Raw genomic sequence first — 20,830 nt, 5'->3', positions numbered from 1 at the left:
GGTCAGCACGTGACCACCCCAACGGAAGAAGGCGCAGAAGTGACCGACGACGCCGACACGAACGACCAGACCCCGGCCGCGAAGGCGGAGTCGGAGGCTGTCGAGGCCGGGACGCCGACAGCCGCGGAATCGGCGGCCGAACCCGCCACCGCCGAAAAACCCGAGACCGGGGACGCGGAGAAGAAGCCCGAACCGGCTTCGGGAACAGCCGCCTCCTCGGGCCCGGCACAGTCCGATCGCCGGGTCTCGATCTCGGTGCGGTCGCTGGTGGTCGGGGCCGCCCTGCTCGTGCTGGCCGCCACGACCATCACCTTCGCCCTGCTGTGGGCGGGTGCGCGCTCGGACATCTCCGAACGCGACGATCGCGCGGCAGACAACCGGCGCGCCGAGCAGATCGCGCTCGATTACGCGGTGGGTGCGGCGACCACCGACTACCAGAAGCTCGACGACTGGTTCGCCCGCCTCAAGAAGGGCACCACCCCCGAGCTCGCGGCCAAGTTCGACGCGACGGCGCCCTCGCTCAAGCAGATCCTGGCCCCGCTGGGCTGGAAGTCGACGGCCCAACCGATCACCTCGGTGACCAAGTCCTCCGACGGCGGCATCTTCAAGGTCGATGCCTTCGTCAATGTGAGTTCGACGAGCTCACAGGCACCTAACGGGGCGACCACAACCGTCACCTACAGCATCACCATCGACAGCAACAAGGACTGGCAGATCACCGACGTCGGCGGCCTGCAGGGCATCGTGCCGCAATAGGAAGGTGCCCGGCGGGGCCCGCGCGGTGTGTGCCCCGTCACGGCCGAGGTGTTTCAATCGATAGCAGAGCACGCATACCGAGTGTGTGGCCCGACCCGACCTGACAACAACAACAACAACAACAACAACAACAAGGAGGCGACCATGGCCCGCAGACTGACATGCCCGTGCGGCGAGGGGTTCCGCGAGGAAACCGACGACGAGCTGGTGACGAAGGTGCAGGAACATCTGGCCAAGGAACATCCCGACCACCAGTACTCGCGCGACGAGATCCTTTTTCTCGCTTACTGATCGGCGGTGTGCCCGGGTTGTCCCGGAGCAGGCGAAGGCAGGTGCCCCGACGGGGCGCCTGCCTTCGTGCCTTTCTGGCATACACGACGGGAACAGTCGGTTGACTGCCGCCACGGGAGGGATTACCGTTGCGCTTACAGTAAGTAAGCTCAACCCGCCCGAGGGGGCCTGAATGCGCATCATCGTCGACCGTGACCGCTGTGTCGGCCACGGCATCTGCGAATCCATCGTCCCCGAGGTCTTCGAGGTCCTCGACGAGGGCTACGTCCACATCCACGAAGACGCGATCGGCGATGCCGACGAGGCCGCCCTCAAGGACGCGGTGAACGGCTGCCCGTCGGCGGCACTGTCCATCGAAACCTGATCGAAGTCGCCCGATCGGCAGGACATCGGCGGACATCCGCACACCACTGTCCGTCGAACCGACCCACCCGCATGACGAATACCACTACTGTTGACATTGCGGTTGGTCCCACCGAACGGCACAATCGACAAATCGCCTGGTTGTCATTCCGGATGAGACATAGGCACCAACTACATAGGCGCGGTTCCCCGAACCGAGCACGCCACCACGAATACCGACCAACAACCACAGGAGGTGGCCCGACCATGGCAGGTCAGGAGTCCGCGCCCAAGCGCAAGCGCCGCGAGCGCGGGTCGATCGACCCCGAGGAAATCATCAACGGCGCGTTCGAACTCGCCGAAGAGGTCTCGATCGACAACCTGAGCATGCCGATGCTCGGCAAACACCTCGGTGTCGGGGTCACCAGTATCTACTGGTACTTCCGTAAGAAGGACGACCTCCTCAACGCGATGACCGACCGGGCCATCACCCGTTACCGGCTGCCCGCGGCGATGAAGGCCAGCGGCGACGACTGGCGCAGCCAGTTGCACCATCACGCGCATTCGATGCGGCAGGCGTTCCTGGCAAACCCGATTCTGTGCGACCTGCTGCTCATCCGCTCCACCATGAGCACCAAGGCCGGCGCGATGGGCGCCAAGGAGATCGAACGCATCGTCGCGCTACTGATGGAGGCCGGGTTGTCGCTGGAGGACGCTTACGACAGCTACTCGGCCGTGCAACTGCATATCCGCGGGTCCATCGTGCTCGAACGGCTCTACCAGCGCAGCAAGGCCGAGGACTCGGGAACCGTCGCCTACTACGAGAATCTGGTCATCACCGCCGAGGACACCCCGCGACTGGCCGAGGCCGAGGCGCACGGCTGGGTTGCCGGCGCACCGAACGACCACAACTTCGAGTACGTGCTCAACTGCATTCTCGACAACACCGCACGGCTCATCGCGGAGAAGTCGGCCGTCGGAGCGCGGACGGCGTAGATCTGCGCAAGAGTCCGAATACTCTCAACGGTAAGTCTTACTGTTAGGGCCTCGACAGGGGTTGTAGACTGAGGACAGCCAGTGTGAAGTCGCACTGAACCCAGCCCCGGAAGAGGAATGGACCATGAAGACCAAAGGCGCGCTCATCAGGCAGGTCGGCTCCCCGTGGTCGGTCGAGGAGATCGAGATCGGCGAACCCCGTCGCGGCGAGGTGAAGGTGGCCATGGAGTGCAGCGCACTCTGCGAGTCCGACCACAACCTCGCCAACGGCACCATCCCGATGGGCACCCCTCCGGTGCTCGGCGGCCATGAGGGTGCCGGCGTGGTGGTCGCCGTCGGCGAGGACGTGACCGGGCTGGTCGTCGGCGATCATGTCGTCGCCTCCTTCCTGCCGTCCTGCGGTGAATGCGATTCCTGCCGGGCCGGTCTGCCCAATCAGTGCGACAGCGGTGCCCGGCGGAACCCGGGCGGACTGCTCGGCGGAGCGTCGATCTCCGACGGCAGTCACCGCATCACCGCCGCGGACGGCGAGACCGTCACCCCGATGTCGCTCGTCGGCACCTTCGCGCCGTACGTCGTGGCGCACGAGAATTCGCTGATCAAGATCGACCCGTCCATCCCGTTCGAGGTGGCCTGCCTCGCCGGGTGCATGATCACCACCGGCTACGGCGCCGCCGTTCACGGTGACGGCGTCTCCCCCGGTGACGACGTAGCCGTCATCGGTGTCGGATTGGTGGGCGCCGCGGCGATCTCGGGAGCCGTCGTCGCGGGTGCCGCACGCATCTTCGCCGTCGACTCTGCCGCGGATCGGCGCGAACTCGCACTCAAACTCGGTGCGACACACGCCTACGCCTCAGTCGACGAGGCACGCGCCGACATCGCCGGTGTCACCTCCGGTCAGTTCTGCTCACACGTCATCGCCACCGGCGATCTCACCGAGGCCCAGCAGTGGATGCGACTGACCGCCAAGGGCGGTACCTGCGTGTTCACCGGCATGGGCGACCTGTCCGATCACGGCGCCGAACTGCGCGTCCCGGTGGCAGAGCTCCTCCAGAAGAACCTGCGCAGCAGCATCTTCGGCGGCGGCAACCCGCGGCACGACATCGCCGAACTGCTCACTTTGTACAAGCTCGGCGACTTTCCGCTGGGTGATGTCGAAACGGTCGAGTACCGGCTCGACGACATCAACGACGGATTCACCACGCTGCGGCGCGACAACACGCGGCGCGCCTACCTTCGATTCACCGATGCCGACCGCTGACACAGAACGGACCACCACCGTGACCGCCGATGAACTTCGCGTCGCTCCGCTCGAATCCATCTACGACCTTTTCGAGCTCCTCGGATACCGGGAGTGGACGGACGAGAACGGTTCGGTCGTCGTGGAATTGCCCGTGGCATCGCACATCATCAACCACGCCGGTGCCATTCAGGGCGGGTTCATCGCCACCCTCGTCGACACCGTGGCGGGCCGTGCGGTCATCAACAGCCTCACCGAACGCAAGCTGGTGGTCACCTCCGACATGAACATCCGCTACATTCGCGGTGTCCGTGAGGGTTTCGCGCGCGGGACGGCCCGCGTGGTTCACCTCGGCCGGCGCTCGGCCGTCATCGACATCACGATCACCGAAGAGCCGTCGGGCAAGGTCGCCGCAGTGGCCTCGGCCAACTTCGCCATCATGGAGCCGCCGGCCGGTGTGACCAAGGCCGACCTCAACGCCGTATAGCCGCCCGGCCCCACACCGACGCGCCCCACACCCGGATTCTCAGCCGGTGGGTGTGGACGGTGCGGTGGTGGTCCGGGACGGTGAGGTCGGTGCGGCGGAGGCCGCGGGGATCGCCTTGCTGATGCTGTCGTCTGAGATCAGTGACAGCGTCGACACCTTCCAGCCCCCACCGTGTTTGACCACGTCCATCTCCAGGCGGCTCGGCACCACCGAGGTGGTGTCGGCGTCCTTGCGGGACACGGTCTGATCCATGAACAGCAGCACTGTTGCCGAATCCTTGTGTGCCTCGACGATTCCGGCGTCGGCGATGGACAACGTCGATGTCACGTTGTTCTTGTCGACGACGAACACGAACTGATTGTCGCTCAGCACTGTCTCGAATTGCTGTGCCGCATCACCGGTCAGCATCGGCTGGACCTTGTCGACGTTCGCGCGCACCGTCTCCGGCGAGTAGGTGAACATCAGCCCGGCCACCTCCCGGGCCTTGGCCATCGCATCCCGCCGGACGTCCTCGAGTGAATCGTCGTCCCCGCGCCCCACCGCGACGGCGATCACCGCGGCCGTGAGCGCCACGATCAGTACCGCCGCACCGGCGGCCGCGATGTGCCGCGCGGCGATCGCCGGGCGGGGTCGGCTGCGCCGCACCACCGGGCCCGTGGTGGCCGCCGGAGTGCCGGGATCCGGAGCGGTGCCGGGATCGGGAGTGTCGGGCAGGGAGTCGCCGGACCGGGGGGTTTCCGTCATCACACCACCCATTCGATCTTGCCGAGGGACATCTTTCCGGCGTGCTTGTCAACCCGGACCCGCCAGCGGAAGGTCTTGACCTGCGGCTCCTGGCCGGGGCTCTCCATCCGCCAGCCGGACACCAGCAGGATCGTCGCCGACGAATCACTGATCTGCGAGACGGCCGTCCTGACCACCTTGCCGGTGGTAGTGACATTCTGCGCCTTGACCAGCTCGACGATCGACTCGAGCGAGGAGTCGTCGGCGCCCAGCGCCTCACCGGCCCCGGCCTGCTTCATCTGCGCGGTCACGCGGTCGACGTTGTCGCGGTTGAGGGTGGTCAGCTCGGTGACCATCGTGCTCGCGTACTGCGTGAAGCGCACGCGTGCGGTGTCGTCGGGTTCGGACGAGTCACCGGTGGACAGCAGGACCAGCAGCGTGGTGGCCAGCGCGAGGATGACCGCCACGGCGAACCCCCAGGCCACGATGGCGACCGAGCGGCGCGGCGCGGCGCGGCTCGTGACCCGGACACCGCGGTTCGTCGGGGCACCGCTCACGTCGGTCCGGCCTTCACTGCAGGGTTGTGGTGATCAGCTGCTCCCACTGTGTGGCGACCTCCCCGGTACTGCTCGCTGCGTCGACCCGGTAGACCTTACCGTCCGGCCCGGTGTACTCGCCGCTGCGCGGGTCGTAGTTGGTGGCGAACACCGACGGGGTGGAGTCGACCGAGGTCGGCGCCGCGGGCACCAGCTTGCCCTGCGTCCCCGACGTCGATGCCGGTGTGGGGACCAGCCCCGGTACACCGTTCGGCAACGGCAGGCTCTTCTGATCGGACGGGGTGTACCCCGTACGGCATTCGGCCGGTGTGGACGCCCGCCGACCCGGGTACTCGACGCACGGGTAGTTGCGGGAGCCGCGCACGGCCAGCGGGCTGTCGTGGGCCACCCTGCACAGCATCCCGGACGGATAGTCCTTGACCGTCTGGTCGGCCGGGCTGCGCCGCTTCTCCAGCGGATAGAAGCCGACGGTACACGGCGGCGGGTCCTGGAAGGACGCCACGAAGTCGACGTTGGCGCCCTTGGTCGAATCCTCCGAGTTCATCGCCGTGACCAGACCGGCGATCAGCCGGGGGTAGATCACGACAATCTGATTGAGGTTGGCGTGGTACACGGCAAGCGTTTTCGCGGTCACCGACAGATTGTCGATGAGCAGCGGCAGCGTCGGCTTGAGCGATTCGAACAGTTGCCGGCCCTTGTCGGTGGTCACGGGCGCCTTGTCCAGGATGCCGACCAGTTCCGGCTTGTTCGCCCGCAACCGGTCGGTGACCGCTGTGAGGTCACGTGTCCACGAGGCGATCTCGCCGCGGGTGTTGTCCTGTGAGGCGAGAACCGGCCGGGCCGAGTCGATCAGTGTCACGATCGCGTCGCTGTTCTTGTTCGCCTCACCGAGGAAGAGCGTCAGCGAGTCGATGAACCGTTGCAGATCATCGGTCCGGCCGTCGAAAGCGGCGAATGCCTCGGTGACGACGGTGCGCAGATTGCCGTCCTCGATCTGTGCGAGCATCGAGTCGGCGCGGTCGATCACACCGCTGATCGGGACGGTGATCTCGCCGGTGATCACCGATCCGTCGCGGAGCGTCTCCGCCGAGGTCAGCACCGACTCGGTCCCACCGCCGGTGTCGGTGTCCCCTTCCGGCACACCGAAATCGACGTACTGTTCGCCGATGGCCGACGCACTGCGCACGGTGGCCGTCAGATTCTTGGGGATGCGCGCCGAATCGTCGATGACCAGCGATGCGGTGACGCCGTCCGGGGTGAGCCGCACCGACTCGACGCGGCCCACCGTCACGCCGCGGTAGGTGACATTCGAATTCTGGTAGAGCCCTCCGCTCGCGGCCAGGTTCAGGGTCACCGTGTACTTTCCGATGCCCAGCATCCCGGGCACCGCCAGGTAGCTGATGGCCACGATGAGCAGCGCCACCGTCCCGACGACCGCGAACGCCAGTAGTTGCAGCTTGACCTTGCGGGTGATGTTCATCGTTGCCCCTCGGTCGGTGTCGCCGAACCGGTCACCGGCTTGGTCGTCGGCGCGGTCGTCGTCCGGGAGGTGCTCGCCGTGCCCGACGGCTTCTGGCTCGTCTTCTGTGTTGTGGTCTTCTGTGTTGTGGTCTTCTGTGTTGTGGTCTTCTGTGTTGTGGTCTTCTGTGTTGTGGTCTTCTGGCCCGTCGTCTTCTGGCCCGGCCCGCGTCGACTGCCGGCCGACTGATTCGGGTCGTTCTGGTTGCGCAACGGCCCGGAGAACGGGTCACCATCGACCCTCGCCCGACCCGCCTGCTTACCGGCCACGTTCTCCGGGTTGGTCATCGTCTTGGCGAAGTTCCTCGACAGCCGGTTGAACGTGAGGTCCAGATAGATGGCGCCGTTGAGGTAGTCGCCGCGGACGAACTGCGGCACCTGGGCCGCGGGGAACGGGAACGTCGTCAGATAGCTGAACGAGTTGACGAAGTTGGGCCCGCTGAGCACCAGTTGCTCGATGAACTTCTCCAGTTCGGTGAGCGTGGTGGAGATGTCGTCCGAACTCGCCTTCAGCACACTGTTCGTCGTCCTGCTCAGCTTGTCGACCGCGGCCAGCGCGTCCACCAGCTCGGGACGCTCGTCGTTGAGCATGCGCAATATCTTCGGACCGTCGGTCAATGCCTGCTCGATGGTCGGCTGCTGCGCGTTGAAGGTTCCGGTGAGCCGGTTGATGCCGTCGAGGGCGGTGACGATGTCGGCCCGCTGATCGTCGAGCACCGCCATCATCGACGCGGCCCGCGGCAGCAGTTCGGACAGCAGACCGGTGCGCCCGGCGAAGACCTTGTTCAGTTCGTCGACGATGGTGCCGACCTGCGACAGGCCACCACCGTTGAGCACCACCGACAGTGAACTGAGGACCTGCTCGGTGCTGGGCACGGTGCACTTTCTCACCTGCTGCGCCACCGTCACATTCGGCTCCCCGCCGGATGTCGGCGGGGTCATCCGGCGCTGGTCGGGGCAGTCCTGCGCCGACAGCCGGTCGCCGGCGCGCAGGAAGCCTCCACGTTCGTGTTCGGGCGGCACGATCGCCACGTGCATCGACCCGAGCACGCTGGTGTAGCCCACGCGGGCATACGATCCGGCGGGCACCTTCACCCCCTTGTTTGAGGCGCAGCGTCACCTCCGCCTGCCAGCTCTCGCGGCCCGCGGTATCGGAGGGAACGGTGGTCACGCGCAGCTTGCCGACCGACCCGACCGTCGCGTCGTTCATCATCACCGGGGCGTTGACGGTGATGTTGCCCGCGGTCGGCAACGTGGCGGTCAGGGTGTACGCGCCGCTCTGGGTACCTGCCACGCCCGGTACCGACATGTTCTGCACGCCGTCGAAGGAGCATCCCGCCGACACCAGCAGGGTCACGGCCACCGCGACCGCCACCGCCGTCCGCGAGGACACCGCTTCCCGGACGCGCCTCATCCCCATGGTTCCCGGTGCCCGGCTCACTTCCGGCCCGCTCATCGGTGCGCCCCTCATCCGCCGACCCCGAACGGCACGAGAAGCGAGGACAGCGAATCGGTGTTCTTGCCCGGGTTCTCCGTGCGATTGCCCGCGTCGATGTCGTCCTGGCGGGCCTGTGCACGCCGCTTGACATCCGCGTTCTGGTAGATCAGCTGATCCTGGGTGGCCGACATCCCGGTCATCGGACTGAACAGGAACGGTGGATAGTTCACCGCGATGGACGCCAGCATCGGGCCCAGCACCTCGACGCATTCGGCCGCGTCGGCTTCGGCGGCGGTGCCCGGGGCATCGGACCCCTCGATGGCCTGGCACAGGAAGTTGATCAGGCTGCCGCCGTTGCCGAGCGCGAACGCCCCGGTGAGCGAACCGGTGAGCGGGTTGTAGATGTTGTAGAAGTTCACCAGCTGATGCGGACCGGAGTGCAGCAGGCCGCGGAACTCTTCGTCCTTCGCCGCTACCATCGTGGTGACGTCGGACAACCGCTTCACCGACGTGCTCAGGGCGTCGGTGTTGTTGTCCAGGAATGAACTCACCTCGCCGAGAACCGAATCGAGTTCGGTCAGTGCGCCGTCGATCTTGCCCGTGTTGCGGGCGAGCAGTTCGGAGACCGAGGCGATGCGCCCGTTGAACTCCATCATCTGCCCGTCCACCGAGGACAGGGCCGTGGTCAGCGTCTGCAGGTTGCGTACCGTCGCAAACAGATCACCCCGGTTGTCCGAGAATGTGGTTGCCACCGTGGATAGTTCCTTGATAGCACGGTTCAGCTCGGCGCCCGTGCCGTCGAGATTGCGGCCCAGGGTGTCGACGGTACGGGCGAGCGACCCCTTGTCGTCGTCGACGGTGGGGCCGAAATTGTTGGCTAACTTGTCGAGTTCGGTTTTCACCTGATCCCATTCCACCGGAATCGCGGTGCGTTCCATGGGGATCTGACCGCCGTCGCCGAGCTTGTCGCCACCGTGATAGACCGGGGTGACCTGGATGAACCGGCCGCCGACGAGACTGTCGGCCACGATGTAGGCGCTCGCGTTCTTGGGCAGTGTGCGCGAACTGTCGACCGTGAAGCGCACCCGCACGTCCCCCGTGCGGGGCGTGATCGAGCTGACCTTGCCCACCTCGACGCCGATGATCTTCACCGGGTCGCCGACGAACATCCCCGAGGTGGCCTTGAAGTAGGCCGTGTAGGTGTTGTAGCGCAGGTTGTTCACGACCTTGCCGCCGATGATCAGCGCGGCGATGATCGCGACCACCGCCGCCATCGAGATCCAGACCTTGCCGGGCACCGATCGCACACCGGCGGCGATACCGCTCGATCCGCTCATGATGTCGGTCCTTCCGGCTGGTCGGGTGCTGGTGATGTGTCGTGGGCGCGGAATATGAAAGCTGATGGCCGCATATCAGGGCGGTCCCGGCGTGAACGAGGTGGGCGGCAGGAAGGTGGCCGTCGGCGCGTTCCGCGGATCGTCGGCGATGTTGTACTTGGGTGCGAACTGGAAGTTCTTCGGATTGATCGGGTTGTACCGCAGCATCGCCTGCCACGCCTGCGGATACTTCTGCTTGAACAGTTTGATGAAGATGTTGGTGATGTCGCCGGACGACGGGAACTGGGCGAGCGCCTGGAAATACGGTGCGCTGGCCACCGCCTCGCCGAGCGAGTTGGCGTAGGGCCCGAGCCGGTCGATGCCTTCGGCCAGCTCGGACTTGTTGTCCTGCATCACCTTGACGACATCGTCGAGTCTGCGCAATGCGGGGGCGAGCTTGGTGCCGTTCTCGTCGATGAACGCCCGCAGCTGCACCGACACGTCCTTGATACCCGTCAGCAGGGTCTCGATGGCCTGGTTGCGCCGTTGCAGCTCACCGAACAGCGCGTTGGCCTGGGCCAGCAGTGTGGTGATGTCGCCGCTGCGATCGGCCACGACCTCCGACACGTCGTCGGCCCGGCCGAGCAACTGGCCGAGCTGGTCGTCGCGGGAGGCGATGGTGCGCGAGAGCCGGGTGATGCCGTCGACCGCATCGCGCAGATCGTCGGGCGTGTTCCTGAACGCCTCGGACATCGAGTCGAGGGCCTCGTCGACCCGGGAGAGTTTGGTGTCGCCGATGGTGGCGGCGGTGTCCTGGAGCGCCTCGGTGAGGGTGTATCCGGGCGTGGTTTGTTCGACGGGCAGATCACCACCGGGCCGCAGGCGTGTGCCACCGGCCGGGGTGATGGTGAGGTTCCTTCTGCCGAGGATGGTCTCGGCCTGTACCGACGCCTTCGACGATGTACCGACCACCATGTCGTCGGCCATGTCGAAGGTGACCTCGGCGGTGGTCAGGGGTCCGCCGTCGGCGTCGGTGGAATCACGCAGGGCGATCGAGCGGACCTTGCCCACCTCGACGCCGGCGACCACCACCGAGTCACCGGACCGCAGACCGCTGGCGTCGGCGAGCTGCGCGGTGTACACCGCGCCGTTGCTCAGGAACGGCAGCTTGTCCATCTGCAACGCGGACAGCACCACCATCGAGGTGACGAGCACACCGATCACACCCATCCGGATGCGCCGGGCGGCGATCACGGCGGCGTCGTTGGACGAATGCTTGTGCGTCGCCTCGTGCCGCGGTTGCTCCCCGAGCGATTTGGACTCGGGAGACAGGGAGGGTTCGGTCATCGCTTCTGGCACCTCCCCCCGGGGTTCTGATTCTTGTTGGTCGTCGAATCCAGCGCCGTCCAGTACACAGTCTGGTTGTTGGGTCCGGTGAACAGGATCTTGACCTGGCACAGCCAGATCTGCAGCCATGATCCGTAACTGCCGAGGTTGCTCAGCCGGTGGAACGCGTCCGGAAGCAACTTGAACGTGGCGTCCAGTCGCCCCTCCGAGCGCAACAGGTTGTCCGAGAGCTGATGCACCTCGGGCACCAGGTCACGCAGCGCGGGCCGGTTGGTCTCCAACACATCGCTGAGTCTGGTGGTGACCTGCGACGTGCTCTGCAACGCCGATCCGAGGGTGCCGCGCTGGCGGGCCAGTCCGTCGACCAGCTCGCGCATCTGCACCAGCGAGGTGTCCAGGCCCTCGCTGTTGTCGGCGAACGTACCAAGCGAGGTGTTGAGATTGTCGATGACCTCGCCGATCAGGGTGTCCTTGTCGGCCAGCGCCGAGGTGAACGAGGCGGTGTCGCCGAGCAGCGACTCCATGGTCGTTCCCTGCCCCTGGAACACCTTGATCAGGCTGTCGGCGAGTGAATTCACATCATCGGGTTCGAGGGTCTCGAACAGTGGTTTGAACCCGCCGAGCAGAACGTCCAGGTTCAGGGCGGGCTCGGTGTTCTGCACCGGGATCGTCGCGTGGCGCTTGAGGGTCTGCCGGTTGTCGCCTGTACCCTGTTCAAGTTCGAGATACCGGTCACCGGTGAGGTTCTCGTACCTGATCAGCGCACGCACGTCGGCGGGCAGCTCGTAGGCGTCGTCGACGGAGAAGCCGATCTTGGCTCGGTGATCGCGTGTCACCTCGATACTCTGTACCCGCCCGACCTCCACCCCGGCGATCCGCACCTTCGAGCCGGAGGTCAGCCGTGAGGCGCTGGTGAAGATCGCCGAATAGTCGCCCGACGATCCACTGCGGAACTGCCCGAACACGATGACCAGCCCGGCGAACACCAGCACCATGATGGTGCCGAACACTCCCAGTTTGACGGCGGTGGACCGAAACTCGCGGTCTCTTGCGGTAGCCATCAGTTCGGCCCCGGACCGGGGTACTCGCCGAACATCAGCTGGAACAGCCGGGCGGGATTGACCTGCGGTGAGGTTCGCGGTTGATACGGGCGGTTCGCGTTGTCGGACACATAGAACGGCGCGTGCTCGCGCAGGTTCACATCACGCATGTTGGGCAAACAGACGGTCGGCCCCTTCACCCCCACCTTGGGCAGGTCGTCGGGATAGCGATAGGAGTCCTTGTTGGGCCGCAGCGTCGCGTTGAACTTGAAGAATCCGGTGTCGGTGCCGAACACCCCGCCCGGCTCCATCGCGGTGCCGAGCGCCACCCTGGCGATCGGTTCGAAGAAGCACTGCACCCCGGGCGCGAGACCGCCGAACAGCGTGGCGGTGGGGGTCAGATCCGACAGTGTGGTGATGAGCGTGTCCTTCTTCGGAGCGAGGGTGTCGTTGCCGATGTTCGACATCCCGGTGAGATTGACCAGCAATGAATCCAGATCGGACTGCTTGTCGCGCAGCGTGTTTCCCAGAACGGTGAGGTTGTCGACGGTACGCACCAACTCGGGTGCGGCGTCGGCGTAGGTGTCGACGACACGGCCGGCGGAGCTGATGTCCTCACGCAGCGTCGCCGTTCGCCGGGCGGTGGTCATCCGGCCCAGCAACTGCGACATGCCGGCCAGCCCCTCGCCGAGCTTGTTGCCATTGCCCTCGAGCGCCTGCGACAGGCTGCCGAGCACCACGTTGAGTTTCACCGGTTCGACGTCGGCCAGCACGCCGACGAGCCGCTGGTAGAGGGTGTTGAGTTCCACGGCCACCCGATCACCGGTGATCACCGCGCCCGAGGAGATCTGACGCGCCGACGGATTGTCCGGTGCCTGCAATTCCACCGACTTGGCACCGAACACGGTGTTGGAGCGGATCATCGCGGTGACGTTGGCGGGGATGTATTTCACCTGATCGCGTTCGATGTCGAGGATCAGGGTGACCTTGCCTCGGTTCGGGTCCTCGGCGATCGAGGCCACCCGGCCCACCCGGACCCCGCGCAGTTGCACCTTGGCCTCGGGGTTCATCACCAGACCGGCCCGATCGGCCACCACCGTCACCGCGATGGTGCGGGTGAACGCCGCCTGGAATTGCAGGATCGCCAGCACCACGACCGCCACCAGGAAGAACACCAGTGCCGCCGCGGCGGCTTTCTTGGTTCTCCCGGAGAATTCACTTCCGAAATGCATTGGCCTATGATCCCCTAGCCCGAAAGGTTGAACTTGCCGTCGATGCCATAGATGGCGAGCGACATCAGCAGAGTGATCAGGACGACCGCCACCAGCGACGCACGCACCGCGTTGCCCACGGCCACACCGACTCCCACCGGCCCCCCGGCCGCGTTGTAGCCGTGGTAGGTGTGGATCAGCATGACCGCCACGGCCATCGCGATGGCCTGCACGAACGACCATAGTAGGTCACTCGGCGCCAGAAAGGTGGTGAAGTAGTGATCGTACACGCCGGAGGACTGACCGTAGATGTAGACGGTGGCGAATCTGCTGGAGAAGAACGCCGCCACCGTCGCGAGCGCGTAGAGCGGGATGATCGCCGTCAGACCGGCCAGGATGCGGGTACCCACCAGATACGGGATCGCCGGGATGGCCATGGTCTCCAGGGCGTCGATCTCCTCGGACACCCGCATAGCGCCGAGCTGGGCGGTCGTGCCCGCTCCGACCGTGGCGGCGAGCGCGATCCCGGAGATCACCGGAATGGCGATACGCACGTTGATGTAGGCGGAGAAGAAGCCGGTCAGCGCCTCCACACCGATATTGGCCAGCGAACTGTAGCCCTGCACCGCGATGGTGCCACCGGTGAACAGGGTCAGAAATCCGACGACCACCACCGTACCGCCGATCACGGCCAACGCGCCTGTACCCATGGTGATCTCGGCGATCACCCGAAGCACTTCGCGCCGGTAGTCCTTGACGGCCTTGGGGATACTGGCGATGGAGACGAAGTAGTACAGCGCCTGTTCGCCGAGTTTCTCCCAGCTCGCACCTGCCTGCCCGAGCCTGCGGCGCAGGCGCGGCAGCCGCGTGGTGCCGGGCAGGACGGGGCGAGCGGTCATCGTTGGGGGGTCCTATCAGGGCATGATCGCGGTGCGCTGCACCGGTTCGGGCGTGGCCTGACGAGAGTACAGGCCGCGCCGCAGCGCGAACAACAGTTGGTTGCGCGTTTCGCGCGGATCGATCAGTTCATCGAATCCCATCATCTCCGCGGAGTAGTATGACGCGGCGAGTTCCATGTCGCGCAACTGCTTTGCCATATCGGCATCGGCGCCGGAGGCCGAACTCAACGCCCCCGCCCCCATTGCGCCCATTGTCGCCCCAGGATAGGCGAAGGCGGCCACCTGGTTGTCGAATCCGAGCAAGGACATGACCATCGACCCGAACCCGTATGCCTTTCGGAGGGTGAGGTGCAGTTTCAGGGTGGTGGCGGTGGTCTGCGCGGCGAACATCTTGCCGCCCGCCAGCAACACGCCCTCGCGCTCGGACTTGCTGCCGGGCAGCATGCCGGGGTTGTCGGCGAGGAAGATCAGCGGCAGATGGAACGAGTCGGCCACCTGGATGAAGTGCGCGGCCTTGTTCGCGGCGGCGGCGTCGATGGATCCGGCCAGCACCTGGGGCTGATTGGCCACCACGGCCACCGGATGCCCGCCGAGATGGCCCATGGCACAGATCACGGCCTGCCCGAACGTGGGCTGGATCTCCATCCAGTCGTCGGTGTCGAGAACGATGTCGAGGACGTCGTGCATGTCGTAGACGCGGCGGTTGTCGCGCGAGACCACCTCGAGCAGTTCCGACGAGTCGCGCGGTCCGGTCACCTCCGGGTCATCGGGGTCGTCGGGCCGCGGCATCGGGTACGACCAGGCGCTCGGCGGGAAGTACGACAGGTAGCGGCGCACCTCACTCAGGCATGTCAGGTCGTCGGCGTAGTGGTTATGGATCACGCCGCTGGGGATGGCCACGGTCGGTCCGCCGAGGTCTTCCTTGGCGATGTCCTCACCCGTGGACGCGCGCACCACGGGCGGTCCGGCGGTGAAGATCGATCCCTGCTCGCTCATCACACGGAAGTCGGAGACGGGGGCGACGAGCGCGCCGTGCCCGGCCGACGGCCCGAGTACCGCGGTCACGATCGGCACCTTGCCCGAGCACTGGGCCTGCATCAACAGGTCGGTGGGGGTGCGGCCGTAGTGATCGCCGGTGGGCCGGAAGCCCGCGCCTTCGAGCAGCATCACCATGGGGATGCGGTTGCGCAGCGCGAGCTCGGCCACGCGGTAGCGTTTGGCGTTGCTGCCCGGGGCGATGGTGCCGGCGAAAGTGGTGAAGTCCTCGGCCCCGACCACCACCGGCGTGCCGTTGATCTCGCCGGTGCCGGTGACGATCGCGTCGGCCGCGATCTCACCGCCCACGAGGGTGCCGAATTCCTGAAAGCTGCCGGGATCGAGCAGCGCGCGAATGCGCGCCCGCGCGTCGAGCTTGCCCTTGGCGCGGTGCTTGGCCACCCGTTCGGCGCCGCCCATCGCATAGGAGCGTTTGCGGCGCGTGTCCAGATCGTCCAGGGTTTCGTCCCAGGCTCCTGCCTGCGTCGAGGTCATCGGGCCTCCGTGTATGTAGCTGTTGATGCCGGATTCGGCCTTTACTGCGATAAATCAGACATTTAGAGTTCCGGCATCAGCGCCGGGAACATTGTCCTTCAGTCATCCGCTGTCAGGGGCGGAAATTGCGGATTCCGCTTCTCGAAGAAGCTGGTGATGCCTTCGATGACATCCGGTTGCTTGATCGAAAGATTCATCAGTTCCACTGATTTCGCCGTCGTGGCGGCGACGTTGGCGCGATCGGACTCATCGTAGAGCTGACCTTTGATCTGCGCCAGCGCCCACGGTGAGCACCGGGTCGCCAGTTCGTCGGCGTAGTCGATGGCCCGGGCCAGCAGGTCCTCGTCGTCGACGACCTCTTTGACCAGACCCAGTCGCGAAGCCTCGGCGGCATCGAACTTGCGGCCGCTGAGCAGCAGGTCGGCGGCGGGCGCGGCGCCCACCACCCGGGGCAGGATCCACGAGATTCCCTGCTCGGCGACCAGACCCAGCCGGACGAAGGTGGCGCCGAACTTCGCGCCCGCACCGGCGAACCGGACGTCGCACATCAGCGCGAGGGTGAAACCGAATCCGATGCACGCACCGTTGATGGCGGCGATGACCGGTTTGCGCAACGCGGTCAGTGTGTAGGGCTGACGCTCCCCGAGAATCGCACCCAGTGCGTTCTCATCGGTATTGCCCAGATCGTCACCGAGCGATTCGGTGCTGGTGGCGCCGCCGCCGGACAGGTCGGCACCGGCGCAGAAGCCGCGGCCGGCGCCGGTCACCACGATCACGCGCACCGCCTCGTCGGCGTCGGCGCGATCGATCAGTTCGTAGAACGGGACGGCGATGTCCATACCCCACGCGTTGAGCCGTTCCGGCCTGTTGAGGGTGAGCACCGCGACGCCGTTGTCGCGGAGTTCGTATCCGACGGCAGGTTCGCCATGCGCGGGTACGGTCATCGCAGCGAGTACCGGATCGGGAGGTGCTTGAGACCGCCGACGAAGGTGGTGGCCGTCAACTGCGGCTCCCCGGCCAGCTCGATGTGGTCCAGGCGCGAGAGTAGTTCCTTGAAGAACGCGCCGATCTCCATCCGGGCCAGTGGAGCACCGAGGCAGAAGTGCAGCCCGTGGCCGAACGCCAGATGCTTGTTGGGTTCGCGCTCGATGTCGAAGGCGAACGGGTCGTCGAAGGCATCCTCGTCGCGGTTGGCCGAGGCGTACGACAGCAGCACCGCGTCACCGGCCTTGATCTGCTTGCCGCACAGTTCGGTGTCCTCGGCGGCCGTGCGCATGAACTCCTTGACCGGGGTGACCCAGCGGATCATCTCCTCCACCGCGGTCGGCATGAGATCCGGGTTGTCGCGCAACGTGGCCAACTGGTCGGGATGCTCGATCAGCGCCTGCAGACCACCGGTGATGGAGCTGCTGGTGGTGTCGTGGCCGGCGGTCGCGACGATCGCGTAGTACGAGACCGTCTGGATGTCGTCGAGCGGCGCGCCGTCGACGGTGGCGTTGGCGATGGCCGAGGCGAGGTCGTCGGTGGGGTTGGCGCGGCGGTCCTCGGTGAGCTTCTGGAAGTAGGCGAACATCTCCAGCATCGCCATCATGTTCTCTTCGTCGGTGGTGCCGCGCTGCAGTTCCGGGTCGTCGTTGCCGACGAGCTCCTGCGTCAGCTTGAGCATGAACGCGAAGTCGTCTTCGGGGATGCCGAGCAGCGACATGATCACGTACAGCGGGTAGTCGACGCCGACCGTCTGCACGAAGTCGCATTCACCACCGGCCGCGGCCAGCTTGTCCACGAACCGCTTGGCGAGGGTATCGACACGGGTCTGCAGGGCGGCCAGGGCGCTCGGCTTGAACCAGTTGACACCGATCGCCCGGTACTGCCGGTGCTTGGCACCGTCCATGTGGATGAGCGTGTCGATGCCGACCTGCTGCTGCAGCTTGTCCTGCTCGGTGGTCATCAGCACCGGCCGCGGCGAGTTGGTGAACGTCTTGGCCGCGCGTTCGACCTTGATGATGTCCGCGTACTTGGTGACCGCCCAGAACGGGGTGTAACCCTCCACATCGACGTACGAGACCGGGTCGTCCCGGCGGGCGGCGGCCAGTGCCGCATGCAGGGCCTCGGGGTCTTTGTATGCTGCCGGAATTGCCAGTACCCCTGCGGGTACCGCCTCTGCTGTGGTCATCAAGCTGCCTTTCGCCAGGTGCCGCGCACCGTCGTCGGACATGGGGGCTGTCGGGGCTGAACCGTCGCGTGCAATCTACGCTCACCGATGAACTTACCGCAAGGCTTACGGGAATGGTTACATTCCTTGGACCCCACTCTCGGCGCAGGCTCGGGGGGTCGACGATCCCGCGCACCGGACCGATCCCGGGGAGACACCGACGTTCGAGCGGAGCTTTCCACGGATGGTGCGGCTGATCCACGAAGGGGGTCCGGGCAGAGGCCGCCGGCGACCGACGGGCCGCTGCTACCGTGGTATTTACAGTAAGCTCCTTGACAGGGGTTGCCGGGCCGCTAGTATGACTGGCATCACAGCGATGGCCGGCCCGTCGTCGCGCCACCTCCCGGAGCGTGCACCACATGGAATGGACCGTAGGTACCGTCATCGATGCCATCGCCGACGCCGTCCCCGACCGGTTGATGACCATCTGCGGTGAGCGGCGCAGTACCTATCGTGAGGCCGCCGAACGCACCACCGCACTCGCGAAGTTCCTGGCCGGCAAGGGTTTCGGCACCCACACCGAACGCCCGGAACTGCGGCCGTGGGAATGCGGGCAGGACCGGGTCGCACTCATCATGCACAACGACCTGTACCCCGACGCCTTCATCGCGTGTTCCAAGGCGCGGGTGATACCGGTCAACGTCAACTATCACTACACGCCCGCCGAGATCCGTGAACTCCTCGACTATGTCGGGCCGCGCGGTGTGATCGGCCATCGATCACTGCTGGCCACATTCGCCGACGCACTGCCCGAGTGCGTCGAACTGATCGTCTCGGTGCCCGACGGCATCGATGACGCCACCCCGGTAGAAGGTGCGATCGACCTCGATGACGCGCTGGCACAGGGCAGATCGTGGGCCGGCGAATTGCCTCGGTCCACCCCCGACGATGTGGTGATGATGTGTACCGGCGGCACCACCGGCCGGCCCAAGGGCGTGCTGTGGCGCCAGGGCGACCAGTATGTGGTGTCGATGAACGGCGGCGTGCACGAGCACGTCGACGAGATCCACCACAAGGTCCAGTACTCGGGCGCACCCTGGTTCGCGGTGTCCCCGCTCATGCACGCGGCGGGTCTGCTCACCGCATTCGCCGGCATCCTCAACGGCCAGACCGCCGTTCTGTACGACCGCACCAAGTTTGATCCGCACCGGGTGCTCGCCACCATCGAGCGCGAGAAGGTCGGCCTGATGACGATGGTCGGCGACGCCTACGCGGTGGGCCTCATCGACGGCATCCGCAGCGGCCGATACGACGTCTCCACACTCTTCTCGGTCGCCAGCGGCGGTGCCCCGCTCAACGTCGAACACCAGAAGACCCTGCGCGAGTTGCTGCCCGGGGTGATCCTGGTGAACGGCTACGGCTCCACCGAAACCGGCAACGTCGCATTCGGCGCGAGCGAGGACGACGCCACCGACACCATCGTGGGCTTCACCCCGCACGCCGATACCCGCATCGCATCGGAGAACCTCGACGGCTTCCTCGAAGCGGGCGCCGACGAGGACGGCTGGGTGGTCCGTCAGGGCCGGATGCCGTTGGGCTACTTCAAGGACCCCGAGGCCACCGAACGCACCTTCCTCACCGTCGACGGGGTGCGCGTCGTACAGTCCGGCGATCGCGGCCGGATCTCCGCCGACGGAAAGCTGCTGCTGCGCGGACGCGATTCGCTGGTCATCAACACCGGCGGCGAGAAGGTCTTCGCCGAGGAGGTCGAGGAGGTGCTGCGCACCTTCCCGCACATCACCGACGTGCTGGTCGTCGGCCGCCCCAGCGAACGTTGGGGTTCGGAGGTGGTGGCGGTGGCCGCCGGCGACGACGACCTGGTCGCGGCCGTCGAATCGGGCGAGTTGCAGCGGCACTGCCGCCAGAAACTGGCCGGGTACAAGATTCCGAAAGCGGTGATCGTCGTCGACGAGGTCCGCCGTCTGGGCAACGGCAAGGGCGACTATCGCTGGGCCAGGGCCGCCGCCGGTTCTTCCGGTGTCCCCAGTTCTTCCGGTGTCCCCGGGTCTTCCGGTGTCCCCGAGTCTTCCGGGATCCCGGAACCGTCCGGGGCACCGGTGGCGTGATGTCCGGACGTATCACCGAATACCGTAACGGCGACTACGTTTTCGACGTCATCGACGCCGGGCCGATCGACGGTCCCCCGATCGTGCTGCTGCACGGCTTTCCGCAGCGCGCGAGCGGCTGGGATCTGGTGACACCACGGTTGCACGAGCAGGGTTACCGCACGCTCGCACCGGATCTGCGCGGCTACTCACCGCGCGCCCGGCCCGCCCGGCGCCGCGACTACGCGCTCGGTCTGCTCATCGGTGACGTACTCGCCCTGTTCGACGCCCTCGGCAATGGTCCCGTCCACCTCGTCGGGCACGACTGGGGCTCGATGCTGGCCTGGGGTGTGGCCGCCAGGCATCCCGAACGGATCAGCACGCTGACCACGCTGTCGGTACCGCATCCGGCGGCCTACCGCGCGGCCATGCCACGCGGCCAGTTGCTGCGCAGCTGGTACATGGCGGTGTTCCAGTTGCCCAAGGTTCCCGAGCTGCTTCTCGGCAAGGTCTTCCGGTCCCCGAAGGCCCGGGCGCGGGTCGGCCTGCCACCGGAGTACGCCGACCGACTCTACGACGACATCATCGCCTCCGGCGCGATCACCGGTGCGCTCAACTGGTACCGGGGCCTGCCGTTCTGGTCCCGCTCCGACAGGACGCCGGGCATGATCACCGTGCCCACCACCCACGTGTGGAGCGACGGCGATTTCGCCCTCAGCCGTTTCGGTGCACAACGCACCGGTCGCAGCGTGCAGGCCCCCTACGAGTTCCGCATCATCACCGGCGCCAACCATTGGCTCCCCGAGTCCCGGCCCGACGAGGTCGCCGACGCCGTTCTGGACCGGGTGCGCGGCTGACATTTCAGGGCGGCCACCGCATGTG

The 20,830-nt window shown here is 66.1% G+C and carries 20 protein-coding genes and 1 pseudogene; 8 read left to right on the top strand and 13 right to left on the bottom strand.

Translation table 11 applies throughout. From position 1 onward, the window contains the following. Positions 1-9 precede the first annotated feature (9 nt). The 6 genes from GII31_RS02745 to GII31_RS02720 all read left to right on the top strand — a co-directional run bounded on the left by GII31_RS02745 (position 10) and on the right by GII31_RS02720 (position 4,112). Entirely contained in the window at positions 10-756 is a 747-nt protein-coding gene (locus tag GII31_RS02745) for a hypothetical protein (RefSeq protein ID WP_213246589.1), read from the top strand. Between the two features lie 144 nt (positions 757-900). Next, entirely contained in the window at positions 901-1,047 is a 147-nt protein-coding gene (locus GII31_RS02740; RefSeq protein WP_213246586.1) for a DUF1059 domain-containing protein, read from the top strand. A 172-nt stretch (positions 1,048-1,219) separates the two neighbouring features. Next, positions 1,220-1,411, top strand: coding sequence for a ferredoxin (locus GII31_RS02735; RefSeq protein ID WP_213246584.1), 192 nt, complete (start codon positions 1,220-1,222; stop codon positions 1,409-1,411). A 245-nt stretch (positions 1,412-1,656) separates the two neighbouring features. After that, positions 1,657-2,385: a TetR family transcriptional regulator gene (locus GII31_RS02730; protein WP_213246582.1), complete on the top strand. Its 729-nt coding sequence runs from the start codon at positions 1,657-1,659 to the stop codon at positions 2,383-2,385. Positions 2,386-2,509: 124 nt separating this feature from the next. Then, positions 2,510-3,646: an alcohol dehydrogenase catalytic domain-containing protein gene (locus GII31_RS02725; RefSeq protein ID WP_213246580.1), complete on the top strand. Its 1,137-nt coding sequence runs from the start codon at positions 2,510-2,512 to the stop codon at positions 3,644-3,646. Further along, positions 3,633-4,112 (top strand): PaaI family thioesterase, encoded by a 480-nt coding sequence (locus GII31_RS02720; protein WP_260840272.1) that lies wholly within the window; start codon positions 3,633-3,635, stop codon positions 4,110-4,112. Before GII31_RS02725 ends, GII31_RS02720 begins: the two co-directional genes overlap by 14 nt. A 39-nt stretch (positions 4,113-4,151) precedes the next feature. Here the strand turns inward: GII31_RS02720 and GII31_RS02715 are convergent, their stop codons facing one another. From GII31_RS02715 to GII31_RS02660, 13 genes and pseudogenes are all read right to left on the bottom strand, one after another. Next, positions 4,152-4,856, bottom strand: a complete 705-nt coding sequence (locus tag GII31_RS02715; protein ID WP_213246575.1) for a hypothetical protein — start codon at positions 4,854-4,856, stop codon at positions 4,152-4,154. Next, positions 4,856-5,392, bottom strand: a complete 537-nt coding sequence (locus tag GII31_RS02710; RefSeq protein WP_260840271.1) for a hypothetical protein — start codon at positions 5,390-5,392, stop codon at positions 4,856-4,858. Before GII31_RS02710 ends, GII31_RS02715 begins: the two co-directional genes overlap by 1 nt. Before the next feature lie 13 nt (positions 5,393-5,405). Beyond that, positions 5,406-6,872, bottom strand: coding sequence for an MCE family protein (locus GII31_RS02705; RefSeq protein ID WP_213246571.1), 1,467 nt, complete (start codon positions 6,870-6,872; stop codon positions 5,406-5,408). Further along, positions 6,869-7,999 carry an MCE family protein gene (locus tag GII31_RS02700; RefSeq protein WP_260840270.1) on the bottom strand — a complete coding sequence of 377 codons (1,131 nt, stop codon included), beginning with the start codon at positions 7,997-7,999 and terminating at the stop codon, positions 6,869-6,871. Before GII31_RS02700 ends, GII31_RS02705 begins: the two co-directional genes overlap by 4 nt. 25 nt (positions 8,000-8,024) lie before the next feature. Next, positions 8,025-8,219: pseudogene (locus GII31_RS22560) on the bottom strand (MlaD family protein); the annotation flags it as partial. A gap of 158 nt (positions 8,220-8,377) precedes the next feature. After that, positions 8,378-9,685, bottom strand: a complete 1,308-nt coding sequence (locus GII31_RS02695; protein ID WP_213246566.1) for an MCE family protein — start codon at positions 9,683-9,685, stop codon at positions 8,378-8,380. 75 nt (positions 9,686-9,760) lie between these two features. Next, complete coding sequence (locus tag GII31_RS02690; RefSeq protein WP_213246564.1) at positions 9,761-11,011, bottom strand: MCE family protein; 1,251 nt, start codon at positions 11,009-11,011, stop codon at positions 9,761-9,763. After that, positions 11,008-12,072: an MCE family protein gene (locus tag GII31_RS02685; RefSeq protein WP_213246562.1), complete on the bottom strand. Its 1,065-nt coding sequence runs from the start codon at positions 12,070-12,072 to the stop codon at positions 11,008-11,010. The genes GII31_RS02690 and GII31_RS02685 overlap by 4 nt, the downstream gene beginning before the upstream one ends. Further along, a complete protein-coding gene (locus tag GII31_RS02680) occupies positions 12,072-13,283 on the bottom strand; it encodes an MCE family protein (protein WP_213246560.1) in 1,212 nt (403 codons plus the stop codon). Before GII31_RS02680 ends, GII31_RS02685 begins: the two co-directional genes overlap by 1 nt. 14 nt (positions 13,284-13,297) lie before the next feature. Beyond that, a complete protein-coding gene (locus GII31_RS02675) occupies positions 13,298-14,161 on the bottom strand; it encodes an MlaE family ABC transporter permease (RefSeq protein ID WP_213246558.1) in 864 nt (287 codons plus the stop codon). Between the two features lie 15 nt (positions 14,162-14,176). Beyond that, on the bottom strand, positions 14,177-15,691 hold the full coding sequence (locus GII31_RS02670) for an acyl-CoA carboxylase subunit beta (protein WP_260840269.1): 1,515 nt from the start codon (positions 15,689-15,691) through the stop codon (positions 14,177-14,179). Between the two features lie 98 nt (positions 15,692-15,789). Next, positions 15,790-16,635: an enoyl-CoA hydratase-related protein gene (locus GII31_RS02665; protein WP_213246554.1), complete on the bottom strand. Its 846-nt coding sequence runs from the start codon at positions 16,633-16,635 to the stop codon at positions 15,790-15,792. Further along, the gene (locus tag GII31_RS02660) at positions 16,632-17,864 is read right to left on the bottom strand and encodes a cytochrome P450 (protein ID WP_260840267.1); all 1,233 of its coding nucleotides are present in this window, start codon (positions 17,862-17,864) and stop codon (positions 16,632-16,634) included. The genes GII31_RS02665 and GII31_RS02660 overlap by 4 nt, the downstream gene beginning before the upstream one ends. A gap of 398 nt (positions 17,865-18,262) precedes the next feature. Here GII31_RS02660 and GII31_RS02655 point away from each other — a divergent pair, with 398 nt between their 5' ends. Continuing rightward, positions 18,263-19,969 carry an AMP-binding protein gene (locus tag GII31_RS02655; RefSeq protein ID WP_213246550.1) on the top strand — a complete coding sequence of 569 codons (1,707 nt, stop codon included), beginning with the start codon at positions 18,263-18,265 and terminating at the stop codon, positions 19,967-19,969. Next, positions 19,969-20,805, top strand: coding sequence for an alpha/beta fold hydrolase (locus GII31_RS02650; RefSeq protein WP_260840266.1), 837 nt, complete (start codon positions 19,969-19,971; stop codon positions 20,803-20,805). The genes GII31_RS02655 and GII31_RS02650 overlap by 1 nt, the downstream gene beginning before the upstream one ends. Positions 20,806-20,830: the final 25 nt, after the last annotated feature.

Origin of the sequence: Gordonia pseudamarae, assembly GCF_025273675.1 — a bacterium.
Taxonomy (GTDB): domain Bacteria; phylum Actinomycetota; class Actinomycetes; order Mycobacteriales; family Mycobacteriaceae; genus Gordonia; species Gordonia pseudamarae.
Note: the sequence above shows the minus strand (reverse complement) of the source record. Positions and strands in the feature narration are given on the sequence as shown.

Excerpts from the sequence above, each read along its gene's own strand:
- GII31_RS02735 (WP_213246584.1), top strand. The coding sequence starts at position 1,220 with ATGCGCATCATCGTCGACCGTGACCGCTGTGTCGGCCACGGCATCTGC.
- GII31_RS02690 (WP_213246564.1), bottom strand. The coding sequence starts at position 11,011 with ATGACCGAACCCTCCCTGTCTCCCGAGTCCAAATCGCTCGGGGAGCAA.
- GII31_RS02660 (WP_260840267.1), bottom strand. The coding sequence starts at position 17,864 with ATGACCACAGCAGAGGCGGTACCCGCAGGGGTACTGGCAATTCCGGCA.
- GII31_RS02720 (WP_260840272.1), top strand. The coding sequence starts at position 3,633 with ATGCCGACCGCTGACACAGAACGGACCACCACCGTGACCGCCGATGAA.
- GII31_RS02740 (WP_213246586.1), top strand. The coding sequence starts at position 901 with ATGGCCCGCAGACTGACATGCCCGTGCGGCGAGGGGTTCCGCGAGGAA.
- GII31_RS02705 (WP_213246571.1), bottom strand. The coding sequence starts at position 6,872 with ATGAACATCACCCGCAAGGTCAAGCTGCAACTACTGGCGTTCGCGGTC.
- GII31_RS02670 (WP_260840269.1), bottom strand. The coding sequence starts at position 15,691 with ATGACCTCGACGCAGGCAGGAGCCTGGGACGAAACCCTGGACGATCTG.
- GII31_RS02725 (WP_213246580.1), top strand. The coding sequence starts at position 2,510 with ATGAAGACCAAAGGCGCGCTCATCAGGCAGGTCGGCTCCCCGTGGTCG.
- GII31_RS02715 (WP_213246575.1), bottom strand. The coding sequence starts at position 4,856 with ATGACGGAAACCCCCCGGTCCGGCGACTCCCTGCCCGACACTCCCGAT.
- GII31_RS02650 (WP_260840266.1), top strand. The coding sequence starts at position 19,969 with ATGTCCGGACGTATCACCGAATACCGTAACGGCGACTACGTTTTCGAC.
- GII31_RS02680 (WP_213246560.1), bottom strand. The coding sequence starts at position 13,283 with ATGCATTTCGGAAGTGAATTCTCCGGGAGAACCAAGAAAGCCGCCGCG.
- GII31_RS02665 (WP_213246554.1), bottom strand. The coding sequence starts at position 16,635 with ATGACCGTACCCGCGCATGGCGAACCTGCCGTCGGATACGAACTCCGC.
- GII31_RS02675 (WP_213246558.1), bottom strand. The coding sequence starts at position 14,161 with ATGACCGCTCGCCCCGTCCTGCCCGGCACCACGCGGCTGCCGCGCCTG.
- GII31_RS02655 (WP_213246550.1), top strand. The coding sequence starts at position 18,263 with ATGGAATGGACCGTAGGTACCGTCATCGATGCCATCGCCGACGCCGTC.
- GII31_RS02695 (WP_213246566.1), bottom strand. The coding sequence starts at position 9,685 with ATGAGCGGATCGAGCGGTATCGCCGCCGGTGTGCGATCGGTGCCCGGC.
- GII31_RS02730 (WP_213246582.1), top strand. The coding sequence starts at position 1,657 with ATGGCAGGTCAGGAGTCCGCGCCCAAGCGCAAGCGCCGCGAGCGCGGG.
- GII31_RS02685 (WP_213246562.1), bottom strand. The coding sequence starts at position 12,072 with ATGGCTACCGCAAGAGACCGCGAGTTTCGGTCCACCGCCGTCAAACTG.